The sequence below is a fragment of the Saccharomonospora sp. NB11 genome, assembly GCF_015910535.1.
Taxonomy (GTDB): Bacteria; Actinomycetota; Actinomycetes; order Mycobacteriales; family Pseudonocardiaceae; genus Saccharomonospora.
Genome location: NZ_JACBJG010000009.1, coordinates 25,640 through 38,207, shown reverse-complemented (window position 1 = coordinate 38,207; position 12,568 = coordinate 25,640). Strand labels below are relative to the sequence as shown.

The following is a 12,568-nucleotide window of genomic DNA, read 5'->3' as shown; positions in this document are numbered from 1 at the left end:
GTGGCCGTCGTCGAATCCGTTCTCGCCCGCGTGCCCCAGCCCCTGCGCGCCGTCCTGGTGAAGCACCGGGAGCTGCTCAAGTTCGCGGTCGTGGGCGGCACGACGTTCGTCGTCGACAACGGCATCTGGTACCTGCTGAAACTCACGATCCTCGCGACGAAACCCACGACGGCCAAGGCGATCGCGATCATGATCGCGGTCGTCGTGTCGTACGTGCTGAACCGCGAGTGGTCCTTCCGCACCAGGGGCGGGCGCGAACGCGCTCACGAGGCAGCCCTGTTCTTCCTGGTCAGCGGCGTGGCGATCGTCATCAACCTCATTCCGCTGTACCTGTCCCGATACGTGTTCGACCTGGAGGTCCCACACGTCTCGCGGTTCGTGCAGGAGGTCGCGGACTTCGCCACGGGCTCGGTGATCGGCATGCTGCTCGCGATGGCGTTCCGGTTCTGGGGCTTCCGCCGCTGGGTCTTCCCGGACGAACTCGGCCGCAAGCGCCGCGACGCGCCCGCCGAGGCCGAGGCCCCGCGCTGAGTGCTCCGCCGCTATCGCGGCACCCGCTCGGCGGGCCAGCTCACCCCGCCAACGTCACCGGGGTTCGGCATCCGCAGGAACAGGCTGAACGTGGCCGGCCGCTTCACCGACAGCTCCAGCCGTCCCCCGTCGGCCTCGGCCAGCGCCCGCGCCAGTGCCAAGCCGACCCCGGTGGAACCGCTGCCGGAGAACCCCCGTTCGAACACGTGCGAGGCCAGGTCGTCCGGAATGCCGGTGCCCCCGTCGGACACCTGCACGACCACGGTGCTGTCGGTGTTGCCGCGCCGAGCCGTCACCGACACGGTGCCCGCACCGTGCTTCGTCGAGTTGTCGAGCAACACGCCCAGCACCTCCCGCAGCCGCCCCGGCGTGGCGCGCGCCCGCAGCCCGTCGGGCACCCGCAGGCGCAGCGACCGGTTGTGCCGCCGCAGGACGGGCCGCCACTCGTCGGCGATCTCGTTCAACACTGCGGAGAGATCGATCGGTTCGGCCCCCACCTCGCTCGCGGCACGGGCGGCGGCGAGTAGTTCGTCGAGCACGGCCGCCAGCCGATCGGCCTGCTCCTGCGCCGTCCCCGCTGCCTCGGCCACCTCCGGGTCGGAGTGGTCGGTGAGCGGCTCCAACCGCAGTTGCAGGGCCGTGAGTCGGCTTCGCAGCTGGTGGGAGACGTCGCCGACGAGTTGCCGCTCCCGCTGCAGGAGCTGGGCGAGCGCCGTGGCGGAGGTGTCCAGCGCGTCGGCCACCATGTCGAGCTCCGCGACGCCGTACCGACGCGGGTCGGGCCGGAAGTCGCCACCGCCGAGCCGCGCCGCCCGATCGGCCACGTGTCGCAGCGGCCGGGCGAGCCGACGGGCGGTGACCGTGGCCACCACGGTGCCCGTGCCGACGGACAACACCACGAGCAACAACACCGCCGCCGCGACCTGAGTCTGCTGCGTGCGCATCGGCTGCGCCGGAACCGCCAACCGCACGGTGCCGTTCTGCGCGATCGGCACCGTCTCCACGACCACGTCGTCGCCGAGCGGCGGACCGTAGCGCAACGCGGGCGCGTCCTGCCTGATCACGGCGAGGTTGCCGGTCCTCGGCACCGCGGCCCGCACCTGGCTGAGGTCGAGCGGACGGCCGTCGGCGAGTTGGTCGTCCAGGATCGCGGCGATGCGCTGCGCACTCGACGCCAGGTCCTCCCGGGTGAGGTTCTCGACGAACAACCAGCCGGTGACCCCGAGCGGGATGCCGAGCGCGATGCCCGTGACGGCCACGGCCGACAGGATCGCGAAGAGAATGCGCCGACGCATGAAGTCCTAGTCGGTGTTGAACCGGAATCCGACACCCCGAACGGTGGCGATGCGTTCCTCACCCTGCTTGCGTGCCGTCCCGTTGGCCGCCCTGGCGAGCTTGCGACGCAGCCACGACATGTGCATGTCGAGCGTCTTCGACGTCCGCGACGTCTCGGGCGAGAGGTCGTTCCAGACCTCCGACAGGATCTCAGCCCGGCTGACGACCTGCCCCGCCCTGGTGAGCAGCACCCGCAGCAGCTCGAACTCCTTGTTCGCCAGCGCCACCTCGCGACCACCCACGGTGACGACCCGCGCGGCGACGTCCATGCGCACACCACCGGACTCCAGCACCTCCGGTGCGCGCCGCCGCAGCAGAGCCCGGATGCGCGCCAGCAGCTCCGCCAGCCGGAAGGGCTTGGCCACGTAGTCGTCGGCGCCCGCGTCGAGCCCCACGACGAAGTCCACCTCGTCGGTCCTGGCAGTCAACATCAACACCGGTAGTGCCTGGTCGGTGGCCCTCAGTCTGCGACACACCTCCAGGCCGTCCATCCCGGGAAGCCCCAGGTCGAGCACCAGGAGATCGACCCGTTCGCGCGCCGTGGCTTCCAACGCCGACGGCCCGTCGGCCACCACGGTGACCTCGTACCCCTCCCGGCGCAGCGCGCGCGACAGCGGTTCGGCGATCGCCGGATCGTCTTCGGCAAGTAGGACCACGCTCACCTCGCCAACCTTACGGCTCGCCGACATGAAACCATCGTGACCGTGTTGGGATACTCCGCTGACCTCACGTTCGCCCAGCGCCTGGCGGACGCCGCCGACGCGATCACCACGACACGGTTCCGCGCACTCGACCTCGGGGTGCGGAGCAAACCCGACCGCACCCCCGTGACCGACGCCGACACCGCCGTCGAGGACGCCGTGCGTGCCCTGTTGGCCGCCGAGCGCGGCGGCGACGCGGTGGCGGGCGAGGAACGCGGCGGATCGGCCACGCAGCCCGGTCGGGTCTGGGTGATCGACCCGATCGACGGCACGAAGAACTTCCTGCGCGGCGTGCCGGTCTGGGCCACCCTGATCGCGCTCGTCGAGGACGGGGTGCCCGTGGTGGGTGTGGTGAGTGCCCCGCTGCTCGGGCGGCGCTGGTGGGCAGCCACGGGCGAGGGCGCGTTCGTGCGGGACGCGGCGGGTGAACGGCGGATCTCGGTGTCGAAGGTCGCCTCGCTCGACGACGCGACCCTGTCGACCACGGACCTCGGGTCGTGGGTCACCCACCACTCGCGGGACGCCTACCTGCGGCTCGTGGACGCCTGCTGGGAGAGCCGCGCCTTCGGCGACTTCTGGCAGCACTGCCTCGTCGCCGAAGGTGCCCTCGACGTCGCGGTCGAACCGATCGTCAACCCGTGGGACGTGGCACCGCTGCGGGTGCTGGTGAGCGAGGCGGGCGGCCGGTTCAGCGACCTCTCCGGGCAGCCCGGCATCGACGGTGGTTCGGCGCTGTCCACCAACGGACTGCTGCACGAACCCGCGCTGACGCTGCTGGCGGGAACCGACGAGGCGCCGAACGCCGCTTCGACCTCCGACGCCTGACGATCGACGGGACCGTCGACCTCGGTCCTACGGCAGGACGCCGACGGCTCCCCGCGCGACCTGGGCCCAGGCGAGCCTGCCGAACAGGTAGTGACACGCCACCTGCTCGTTGGAGAACCGGGCCCAGTCGTACCGGTTGCCCTGCTCCCGCCAGAAGACCTCCCACGCCACCGTCCCGTCGGCACCCTCCTCCGCACGGAGCAAGCACCAGGCGTTGTCCGTCTCGCTGCCGATCGAGACGACCTCGCCGGGCACCCCCACAGCGTCCAGCCAACGCTTGATCGACTCGGTGTTCATGCCCTCTCCTCGAACGTGATGTCCGCCAGGTGGCCGAGCACCACCAGCTCTGCCGCCGAGTACACCGTGCGGTAGCGCACACCGCCACCAGGTTGACCGAACCACGGCGCCGAGATCGCCTTCCACGCGGGCACCGACCGCACCACCCGATACCGGCGATAGCCGTATTGCCGGTGGGAAGGTGGCAACGAGCGCCGCGCGAAGGCCGTGCCGTCCTCGGCGAAGACGCGGCCGTTCGCGTCGCCGAAGCGGTCGAGCACAGTGCCCTCCTCCAGCACGACCGGTTCGCCGGGCTCATGGCCCCCTTCCGGCCAGTTCTCGCGCGGCGGCCACGCGTACTCGGGCCGCTCGCCGTCCCGCACGAGGTAGCGCTTCCTCCACTCGGCCTCGGACAGCTCCCCGAACGGCTCGTACTCGTCGAGCAGTTCGGACGGTACCGGGGGAAGCACCTCCGTCGGGGGCGGAGCCGGTCGTCGCCCTCCGTGTCGCAGCGCGGCCAACGCCTGCTCACCGTCGACGAGATGGGACTGCGGGTGGTCGTGGGGCTCGAACCGTGCCACGCCGCACTCACCGTCCCCCGTCGGCACGGGAAGCTGGCGCGCGGGCTTGTCGGAGGCCACCGGCAGGTGCCCGATGGGGAACATGTGCACGACGAACAGCGCGACGATGCTCTCGCGTTCCTGTCGCGGCGCGCCCACGGCGACCGCTGCCGCGCCCGGGTGTGGCGCCGACGGCTGTGGTTGTGGTTGCGGCTGTGGCTGTTGCTGTGGTGGCGGTCCCCCGGCGAATGCCCCGGACGCAGGCGGCGCGGGAGGTGGTGCCACGGGCGGTCGTCCGGGCGGCACGGGCGCCGGGTAGCCCGTGGCGGGATACGCCGTGGGCCAGGGCCCCTGTGCTGGCCCACGCGTCGGCCCGGCCGGGACACGACCGGGCTGCGCGGGCGCGCCGTACGCGGGCGGGGCCGCACCGTACTGACCCTGGTGACCGGGCGCGTAGGCCGTGGGAGGACGGTAGGGCTGCTGCGGTGCCCAGGAATGGCCGAACGGAGTCTGGGCGGGCGGCGGCCCGGCCTGCATCCCCGGTCCGGGCGGTGGCGAGTACACGGGAGGCGCACCGGCCGGTGAGGATGCCAACCCGGAGAGGTGCGTGCCCGCGGCGGCGACGTCCAGCGGCCGGAAGGCCGTCCCGCTGGGGGGTGTGGGTGCGTCCGCGCCCGGCACGGCCTGTCCGCTCGGTGGTGTGGGCAACTGGGTGATCGCGATCGGGCCGGTGTCCTCCGTCGAGAGCCCGGCGTCGCCCGCGTCGGTCGGAGCGCCGTCCTGCTCCACCACGTCGTCGGGGCCGCTGCCGGATACATCGCTGGACGCGTCATCGGACACGTCGCCGGGCTCCGCCGGGTCGATCGCCTCGACCGGTTCGGCCGACTCGCGCCCGTCGGGATCGCCGGACACCGGAACGTCGGCCACCGGCGTCGCGGTCTCACCCCCGAACGCGGGCGAGGCCACGGCGCCGATCAAGTCCTCGGTCACCGCCCCGACCTCGTGTGCCGCCGCACGCAATACCGTGTCGACCCCGAGCAACGCCGTGGGATGACCGGCGTCGGCGGCCACGACGGCGGCGTCACGGGTACTCGCCGCCGTCACGAGCTGCCGGACGATCTCGACTTTGGCCCTCCCCACCTGCTCCGCGGCGTGGTCGAGCCGATCCGCCGCCTGCGTGGCACCGCGCACGACCTCGGCGAGCAGGCCCGTGTCGGAGTCCCCGAGCAAGGACCATCGCCGACGAGCGGCCTCCGCCGTCGAGCCCGCCAGCGCCGCGAGCGCTCGTTCGGCACACGCGTCGGCGTCACCGGCCAGCGCCGTCAGCTCCCGTGCGGCGCGGCGCCACGCCTCGGCCTGCGCACGCAACGCGTCCTCGTCGGCCTCCGGCCACCTCACCCCGGTCACGTCGGCCATGGCCGCCAGTTCGGGGGGCAGTTCGATTCCCATCGGAGCCCCCTCTACCGCGTGCGGTCCGGCTGCTCGACGGCGCGCACCGCGTCGGCGGCGTCGGTGTCGGCGTCGGCGTACGCCCCGGACGCCTCCCGCAGAGCGGTCCCGAACTGCTCCAGGGCCGCCGCGACCTCGGAGGCCCTGGACCGCGTCCGACCTGCCGCGTCGACGTGGATCGCCGCGAAGCTCTCCCCCACGGCATCCGTTCCCCATGGCCGTGGCACCGCGTCGAGCGCGTCCGCGAGTTCCCTGGCCACGGCCCGCGCCCGCTCGGCGAGCGCCGCGAACTCCCCCGCCTCGGCGGCGAGCCTGCCGGGATCGACCTCGAACCCGCCGCTCATCGGGTCTTCGACCATTCGCTGTCGTCGATCCAGTTGTGGTCCTCGAAGCCACCGTCGTCCGGGCCCGCGTCGGCCTCGGCCAGCTCGTCGTCGGACAGATCGGCGGTCCCCGACAACACCGCACCCGGATCGACGCCTCTCCCCAGTGCGGGCGTCAACACCTCCTCGGCCCCGCTGAACGCCTCGGCCGTCGCCTCGTTCACCGCGCGCACGATGTGGGCGGCCAGTTCGGACGGCCGGTAGCGGGTGTAGACCTCGGGGTCGAGGACCAGGTCGACGAGCTGGCCACGCGCACCCACCGTCGCGGTCACGAGCCCCTCGGCGCTCTGTGCGGTGGCGCTCACCCTCGCCAACTGCTGGTGCACCTCGGCGAGCTGCGCCCTACTGCGGCGATACTCGGCGACGAGTTCCTCCACGCGCAGCCGATGCTCCGTCACGGCCTCTCCCCCGACGTCGAAGGGTCACTGATGGCAGCAGTGGCCCCGAATTTGACGTACGCGGCGCCGGATCGGTTCCCGACCCCACGCACCCCCATCGGCACGACCCTTCGGTGGCTTGACCGGAGTCCGACGTCACCCGGCGAGCGCGCGGACCACGCGGGACGGGCTCGGCCGGCCCAGCCGTTCCGCCATCCACACGCTGGCCTCCACCAACGCGTCGAGGTCGACCCCGTGCTCGATGCCGAGACCGTCGAGCAGCCACACGAGATCCTCGGTGGCGAGGTTGCCGGTGGCGGACTCGGCGTACGGGCAACCGCCGAGCCCACCGGCCGACGAGTCCACCGTCGTGACACCCTTGCGCAGCGCGGCGAGCGTGTTGGCCAGCGCCTGACCGTAGGTGTCGTGGAAGTGCACCGCGAGGTCGTCGATCGCGACCCCGGCCGCGGTGAACGCGTCGAGCACGCGCTCGACGCTCGCGGCGGTGGCCACCCCGATGGTGTCGCCGAGGGAGAGTTGCGAGCACCCCGCGTCGAGCAGTCGTTTGCCCACGGCCACCACCTGCTCGGGCGGCACCGCGCCCTCCCAGGGATCGCCGAAACACATGGACACGTAGCCCCGCACGTCGAGGCCCGCCTCCCTGGCCCGCGCGATCACCGGCTCGAACATGGCGAACTGGGCGTCGAGGCCGGAGTTCAGGTTGCGACGCGCGAACGTCTCGGTGGCGCTGGCGAACACGGCGATGTGAGTCACGCCCGCCGCCAGCGCGCGGTCGAGCCCGCGCTCGTTCGGCACCAGGACCGGGTAGCGGACACCGTCCCGTCGGTCGAGCCTGGCCAGCAGCTCCTCGGCGTCGGCGAGCTGCGGCACCCACTTCGGGTGCACGAAACTCGTGGCCTCCAGCGTGGTGAGGCCCGCGCGCGCCAGCCGGTCGAGGAACTCCAGCTTCACCTCGACGGGCACGACGTCCGACTCGTTCTGCAACCCGTCGCGGGGGCCGACCTCCCAGATCGTGACCCGTGACGGCAACGCGTCCGTCGAGCCGAGTCGTTCGGGCAGCCCCAGTTCACGCACGCCCATAGCGCTCCTGCCGTTCGTCCGCCACGGGATAGGGCCGGGTGCCGCCCCGGGCGTCGAAGTCGTCGTAGGGGTTGTCGTTGACCTGCCGGTAGATGTAGGTGTGCATCCGCTCCACCTGCGGGATGTCGTCGAAGGTGAGCGGCTCGTCCGAGGCGGACTCGATGACGAGCGTGCCGCACCCGAAGATCCGGTCGACGAGCCCGTGCTCGAACCGCACGCTGTGGATGCGCTGCATCGGGATGTCGATGCCCGTGCGCTTGATCACGCCCTCGCGGACGATGACCCGGTCGGTGGTGACCACGAAGTGGGTCGTACGCCACCGCACGAACGGCACCAGGAAGAGCCAGATCACGAGAATCCCGCCGATCGCGGCCACCGCGACGAGCGCCACCATGTCCCACGGCGGGTCCAGGTCACGGGCCCACACGGCGACAGCGACCGCAGCGGCCACCGTCAGCACCAGCGCGAGCACCGGGAAGACGAGCATCTTGGCGTGTGGATGCTTGTGCGCCACGACCTGCTCGCCCTCGCTGAGCAGGCTGTCGGGATAGGCCACCTCGTCAACCCCCACCGTTCGTCCGTCGCCGTGGCCTCACCGTACCGCGTGCGCGAAGCGTGTCACCCGCCGTTTCGGCGGTCGTGCCCTAGTCGGGCAACGGTCGCAGATGCACGACGTCGGCCGCGTACACCGTCCTCCGGCGACCGCTCTCCTCGTCCACCACGAGCGCGCCGTTCGGGTCGACGTCCACGGCCCTGCCCATCCGGCCCCGACCGCCCGCGACCTCCAGCCGCACCGGCCGGCCCAGCGTCGCACAGCGTTCGCGGTAGTCGTCCAGCAGTCCGGCCTCCGCGAGGTCGCCCCTCGCGCGCCGCCACGGCACCTCCCGCTCGTGCAACGCGGCCAGCAGCAACGCGGCGACGTCGGTGCGGTCGGTGAGGCGCGCTCCCTGCTCGGCCAGCGAAGTGGCCGGAAGTCCGCCGGGGCCGGGCCGCACCGGCTCCCGCAGCGGCAGGACGTTCAGCCCGATGCCCAGCACCACCGCTTGTTCGTCGGAGGAGACCGCCTCGGCGAGCACCCCGGCGCACTTGGCTCGGTCGGGGCCCGCGAGCACATCGTTCGGCCACTTCAGCACCGCGTCGACACCCAACTCGGCCGTGACGTCGGTCAGCGCGAGCCCGGCCACGACGGCGAGCGAGCCGAGTGCCGCCATCGGCACCTCTGCAGGTCGCAACAGGACACTGAGGTAGAGGCCACGCCCCGGTGGTGAGGACCAGCTCCGGCCCCGACGACCGGAGCCCGCCGTCTGTTCCTCGGCGATCAGCACCGTCCGGTCCGGCTGTCCGGACGCCACCGCGGCCCGCAGGTCGGCGTTGGTGGACCCGGTCCGCTCGACGACCGTCACCGACGCGTACGGCCCGTCCGGGGCGAGCAGGAGCGAGCGCAACCGGCTCGCGTCGAGGTGTCGCGACGCTGTCACGCCCTCACCCTAGACAGCGGCCTGTCACGGGGCCGAACGACGTGGTGAGATTGCCTACGCGATCCGTTACGACGCCGCCCGGCTGATTAAGCTCGGCCACCATGAGCAGCGCGACGGAGCCACTCGGAACGCCCTCGGCCGAGGAGCCGGACATCCACACCACGGCGGGCAAGCTCGCCGATCTGTACCGCCGCGATTCCGAAGCCGTGCACGCGGGCTCGGCGCGCGCCGTCGAACGCCAGCACGCGAAGGGCAAGAAGACCGCGCGCGAGCGGATCGACCTGCTGCTCGACCCGGGTTCCTTCGTGGAGCTCGACGCGCTCGCCCGTCACCGCTCGACGAACTTCGGCCAGGACCGCAACCGCCCCTACGGCGACGGCGTCGTCACCGGTTACGGCACCGTCGACGGCCGTCCGGTGTGCGTGTTCAGCCAGGACGTCACCGTGTTCGGCGGCTCGCTCGGCGAGGTCTACGGCGAGAAGATCGTGAAGGTCATGGACCTCGCCATGAAGACGGGCCGACCGATCATCGGCATCAACGAGGGCGGCGGTGCCCGCATCCAGGAGGGCGTGGTCTCGCTCGGGCTCTACGCCGAGATCTTCCGTCGCAACACCCACGCGTCCGGCGTGATCCCGCAGATCTCGCTGATCATGGGCGCCAACGCGGGCGGCCACGTGTACTCGCCCGCGCTCACCGACTTCGTGGTGATGGTCGACAAGACGTCGCAGATGTTCATCACCGGCCCCGACGTCATCAAGACGGTGACCGGCGAGGAGGTGACGCTGGAGGACCTCGGCGGCGGGCGCACCCACAACACGAAGTCGGGCAACGCCCACTACCTCGCCTCGGACGAGGAAGACGCCGTCTCCTACGTCAAGGAGCTGCTGTCGTACCTGCCGTCGAACAACCTCTCCGAGCCGCCCGTCTTCGACGCCCCCGACTCCGGCGCCGGCTCCATCGCCGACGACCTCACCGACTCCGACCTCGAACTCGACACGCTCGTCCCCGACTCGGCCAACCAGCCGTACGACATGCACGAGGTGATCTCGCGGGTCGTCGACGACGGCGAGTTCTGCGAGGTGCACGAGCTGTTCGCCCCGAACGTGATCGTCGGCTTCGGCCGGGTCGAGGGCCACAGCGTGGGCGTGGTGGCGAACCAGCCGACCCAGTTCGCGGGTTGCCTCGACATCAACGCCTCGGAGAAGGCGGCGCGCTTCGTGCGTACCTGCGACGCCTTCAACATCCCGGTGCTGACGTTCGTGGACGTCCCCGGCTTCCTGCCGGGCACCGACCAGGAGTGGAACGGCATCATCCGCCGCGGCGCGAAACTGCTGTACGCCTACGCGGAGGCCACGGTCCCGCTGGTCACCGTCATCACGCGCAAGGCCTACGGCGGCGCGTACGACGTGATGGGCTCCAAGCACCTCGGCGCGGACATCAACATCGCGTGGCCCACCGCCCAGATCGCGGTCATGGGCGCGCAGGGCGCCGCCAACATCGTGCACCGCAAGCGGCTCGCCCAGGCCGCCGAAGCCGGCGAGGACGTGGAAGCGCTGCGTGCGGAGCTGATCCAGGAGTACGAGGACACGCTGTGCAATCCGTACGTCGCCGCCGAGCGCGGGTACGTGGACAGCGTCATCCCGCCGTCCCACACCCGGGGCCACGTCGCGCGGGCGCTGCGGTTGCTGCGGGACAAGCGCGAGACGCTGCCGCCCAAGAAGCACGGCAACATCCCGCTGTGACAGCCCGTCCGCGCGGAATGTGCCCGCTCGCGAGCGAAGGAGTCGTCGATGTCGCACAGCGTTGAGGCCGCCGGGCAGACCTCCGAGCAGGCCCGCCCGTTGCTGCACGTCGTGAAGGGTGCTCCCACCGACGACGAGGTGGCCGCGCTCACCGCCGTGGTGGCGGCGCTCGCGTCGGCGCGGCCCGAGGCCCCGGCGGCCGGGCCCACGTCCCGCTGGGCCGACCCCGCGTCGCGCCTGCGGCTGGCTCCCCGCCCCGGGCCGACCGGGTGGCGGACCTCCGGCTACCCGGCCTGACGTCGCGCACGGACGGGACTCGCGATGTCCTAGCCTTGCTGCGTGCGTTTCGTCCTGGCTTCCGCCTCACCCGCCCGGCTGGCCGTGCTTCGCGCGGCCGGGGTCGAGCCCGACGTCGTGGTCTCCGGTGTCGACGAGGACGCGATCACCGCGTCGCTGTCGAACCCCACTCCTTCGGAGCTCGTGACCGCCCTGGCCAGGGCCAAGGCCGACGAGGTGGCGTCGCGACTGAACGACGACGCGGCCGAGTCCGTCGACACCGTCGTGGTCGGCTGCGACTCGATGCTCTCCATCGGCGGGGAGGTTGTGGGCAAGCCGGGCACGGCCGACGTCGCCCGCACCCGCTGGAAGTCCATGGCGGGCGGCACCGGTGACCTGTTGACCGGGCACGCCGTGGTGCGGCTGCGTGACGGCGCCGTCGTGGCTCGCGCCGAGGGCACCCGGACCACCACCGTGCAATTCTCCACGCCGAGCGACGCGGAACTCGACGCCTACCTCGCCACGGGAGAGCCGCTCGCCGTCGCGGGCGCGTTCACGCTCGACGGCCTGGGCGGCTGGTTCGTCGAAGGGGTGGACGGCGACCCGTCGAGCGTGATCGGCATCAGCCTGCCCCTCACTCGGCGACTGCTCGCCGAGGTCGGTGTCGACGTCGTGTCGTTGTGGTCCGCCCGGTCCTGAGCGACACGTCGTCAGGACGCGTCGAGATCGGCGGGGCACTCGGTCAGGTCGGACTCCGTCACCTCGACCTCCGGCCAGCCGCGTAGCTCCCCCGGCGAACTCACCGGACGCGTGCACCCGACGGTCCCGCCGTCGAGCCGCACCACCTCGGCGAGCACTCCCGGATCGGAGCACGCTCCGCCGTCCTCACCGGACTTCTCGTCCGCGCACGCCTGGCGGACCAGCACGACCTCGGGCAGTCCGGAATCCACGACGTCGGCGAGCACCAACGCCCCGCCGTCGGCGAACCGGACACCTCCGACGGCCTGCCAACTGTCGCCACGCCAGGTGTGGACCTCCCCCGCCACCTCACCGCGGTACGGGCCTCGCACGAGACACACCGGTGTCGCACCGAGCGCGCACCGCAACGAGTCGTGGTGCAGGCGGATGCCGCGTTCGGTCAGCGCCACCGCGGTGACACTGCCGCCCGACGGCGCGCCCGCGCGGAGCCGCCCGTGCCCGCCCTCACGGTCGGCGAGCAACTCCACCGGCATGCCGTTCACCACCGTCGACGCGAGCACCCGACACGCCTCGTCCCCACAGCCGACGTCCTCGGCCGCGCGCGGCGGTTCGGGCTCCACCGGATCGGGTGCCGTCGATCCCCACAGCGCGGCGGCGAGCTGAGCGCCCAGGGCAAGGACGCAGGACACCACCACGGTGACCACCACGCCTCGGGGTGGCGTTGCGCGCGTCAACGACCGACCTCCTCCCTCGTCGTGGGAGAGGGTAAGGGAGGGCCCGTCGTGGGCACACCACCTCGGTGCGGCACCGGTACGGGAACCAGTACCCACCTGGC

15 protein-coding genes are annotated in these 12,568 nt (G+C 72.1%); 5 read left to right on the top strand and 10 right to left on the bottom strand.

Annotation, left to right across the window (positions count from 1 at the left end; translation table 11 throughout):
• Positions 1 to 531 carry a GtrA family protein gene (locus JAV51_RS14880; RefSeq protein ID WP_197321325.1) on the top strand — a complete coding sequence of 177 codons (531 nt, stop codon included), beginning with the start codon at positions 1 to 3 and terminating at the stop codon, positions 529 to 531.
• An 11-nt stretch (positions 532 to 542) separates the two neighbouring features.
• On the opposite strand, the gene JAV51_RS14875 is transcribed toward JAV51_RS14880, so the two are convergent.
• Positions 543 to 1,826 (bottom strand): ATP-binding protein, encoded by a 1,284-nt coding sequence (locus JAV51_RS14875; protein WP_197321324.1) that lies wholly within the window; start codon positions 1,824 to 1,826, stop codon positions 543 to 545.
• Between the two features lie 6 nt (positions 1,827 to 1,832).
• Positions 1,833 to 2,555 (bottom strand): response regulator transcription factor, encoded by a 723-nt coding sequence (locus JAV51_RS14870; RefSeq protein ID WP_231642317.1) that lies wholly within the window; start codon positions 2,553 to 2,555, stop codon positions 1,833 to 1,835.
• A gap of 9 nt (positions 2,556 to 2,564) precedes the next feature.
• Between JAV51_RS14870 and hisN the strand changes: the two genes are divergently transcribed.
• Entirely contained in the window at positions 2,565 to 3,392 is an 828-nt protein-coding gene (hisN, locus tag JAV51_RS14865; protein WP_197321322.1) for a histidinol-phosphatase, read from the top strand.
• A 27-nt stretch (positions 3,393 to 3,419) separates the two neighbouring features.
• Here hisN and JAV51_RS14860 read toward each other — a convergent pair whose 3' ends face one another.
• The 7 genes from JAV51_RS14860 to JAV51_RS14830 form a co-directional block, all read right to left on the bottom strand.
• Complete coding sequence (locus JAV51_RS14860) at positions 3,420 to 3,689, bottom strand: hypothetical protein (RefSeq protein WP_197321321.1); 270 nt, start codon at positions 3,687 to 3,689, stop codon at positions 3,420 to 3,422.
• On the bottom strand, positions 3,686 to 5,677 hold the full coding sequence (locus tag JAV51_RS14855) for a TNT domain-containing protein (RefSeq protein WP_197321320.1): 1,992 nt from the start codon (positions 5,675 to 5,677) through the stop codon (positions 3,686 to 3,688). Before JAV51_RS14855 ends, JAV51_RS14860 begins: the two co-directional genes overlap by 4 nt.
• Before the next feature lie 11 nt (positions 5,678 to 5,688).
• Positions 5,689 to 6,021, bottom strand: a complete 333-nt coding sequence (locus JAV51_RS14850) for a WXG100 family type VII secretion target (RefSeq protein ID WP_197321319.1) — start codon at positions 6,019 to 6,021, stop codon at positions 5,689 to 5,691.
• Positions 6,018 to 6,458, bottom strand: a complete 441-nt coding sequence (locus tag JAV51_RS14845) for a YbaB/EbfC family nucleoid-associated protein (protein WP_197321318.1) — start codon at positions 6,456 to 6,458, stop codon at positions 6,018 to 6,020. The genes JAV51_RS14850 and JAV51_RS14845 overlap by 4 nt, the downstream gene beginning before the upstream one ends.
• A gap of 135 nt (positions 6,459 to 6,593) precedes the next feature.
• A complete protein-coding gene (locus tag JAV51_RS14840; RefSeq protein ID WP_197321317.1) occupies positions 6,594 to 7,538 on the bottom strand; it encodes a hydroxymethylglutaryl-CoA lyase in 945 nt (314 codons plus the stop codon).
• Positions 7,525 to 8,094, bottom strand: coding sequence for a PH domain-containing protein (locus tag JAV51_RS14835; RefSeq protein ID WP_197321453.1), 570 nt, complete (start codon positions 8,092 to 8,094; stop codon positions 7,525 to 7,527). The genes JAV51_RS14840 and JAV51_RS14835 overlap by 14 nt, the downstream gene beginning before the upstream one ends.
• An 88-nt stretch (positions 8,095 to 8,182) precedes the next feature.
• Positions 8,183 to 9,016 carry a biotin--[acetyl-CoA-carboxylase] ligase gene (locus JAV51_RS14830; RefSeq protein WP_197321316.1) on the bottom strand — a complete coding sequence of 278 codons (834 nt, stop codon included), beginning with the start codon at positions 9,014 to 9,016 and terminating at the stop codon, positions 8,183 to 8,185.
• A 101-nt stretch (positions 9,017 to 9,117) separates the two neighbouring features.
• On the opposite strand from JAV51_RS14830, the gene JAV51_RS14825 reads away from it, so the two are divergent.
• The 3 genes from JAV51_RS14825 to JAV51_RS14815 are packed head-to-tail and all read left to right on the top strand — an operon-like array spanning position 9,118 to position 11,733.
• Positions 9,118 to 10,758, top strand: coding sequence for an acyl-CoA carboxylase subunit beta (locus tag JAV51_RS14825; RefSeq protein ID WP_197321315.1), 1,641 nt, complete (start codon positions 9,118 to 9,120; stop codon positions 10,756 to 10,758).
• 48 nt (positions 10,759 to 10,806) lie between these two features.
• Positions 10,807 to 11,055 carry an acyl-CoA carboxylase subunit epsilon gene (locus JAV51_RS14820; protein ID WP_197321314.1) on the top strand — a complete coding sequence of 83 codons (249 nt, stop codon included), beginning with the start codon at positions 10,807 to 10,809 and terminating at the stop codon, positions 11,053 to 11,055.
• A gap of 42 nt (positions 11,056 to 11,097) precedes the next feature.
• Positions 11,098 to 11,733, top strand: coding sequence for a nucleoside triphosphate pyrophosphatase (locus JAV51_RS14815; RefSeq protein WP_197321313.1), 636 nt, complete (start codon positions 11,098 to 11,100; stop codon positions 11,731 to 11,733).
• 11 nt (positions 11,734 to 11,744) lie between these two features.
• Here JAV51_RS14815 and JAV51_RS14810 read toward each other — a convergent pair whose 3' ends face one another.
• The gene (locus tag JAV51_RS14810; protein ID WP_197321312.1) at positions 11,745 to 12,467 is read right to left on the bottom strand and encodes a hypothetical protein; all 723 of its coding nucleotides are present in this window, start codon (positions 12,465 to 12,467) and stop codon (positions 11,745 to 11,747) included.
• Positions 12,468 to 12,568: the final 101 nt, after the last annotated feature.

Coding starts and splice junctions, on each gene's coding strand:
- JAV51_RS14870 (WP_231642317.1), bottom strand. CDS start 2,555: ATGTCGGCGAGCCGTAAGGTTGGCGAGGTGAGCGTGGTCCTACTTGCC.
- JAV51_RS14860 (WP_197321321.1), bottom strand. CDS start 3,689: ATGAACACCGAGTCGATCAAGCGTTGGCTGGACGCTGTGGGGGTGCCC.
- JAV51_RS14850 (WP_197321319.1), bottom strand. CDS start 6,021: ATGAGCGGCGGGTTCGAGGTCGATCCCGGCAGGCTCGCCGCCGAGGCG.
- JAV51_RS14840 (WP_197321317.1), bottom strand. CDS start 7,538: ATGGGCGTGCGTGAACTGGGGCTGCCCGAACGACTCGGCTCGACGGAC.
- JAV51_RS14855 (WP_197321320.1), bottom strand. CDS start 5,677: ATGGGAATCGAACTGCCCCCCGAACTGGCGGCCATGGCCGACGTGACC.
- JAV51_RS14875 (WP_197321324.1), bottom strand. CDS start 1,826: ATGCGTCGGCGCATTCTCTTCGCGATCCTGTCGGCCGTGGCCGTCACG.
- JAV51_RS14825 (WP_197321315.1), top strand. CDS start 9,118: ATGAGCAGCGCGACGGAGCCACTCGGAACGCCCTCGGCCGAGGAGCCG.
- JAV51_RS14820 (WP_197321314.1), top strand. CDS start 10,807: ATGTCGCACAGCGTTGAGGCCGCCGGGCAGACCTCCGAGCAGGCCCGC.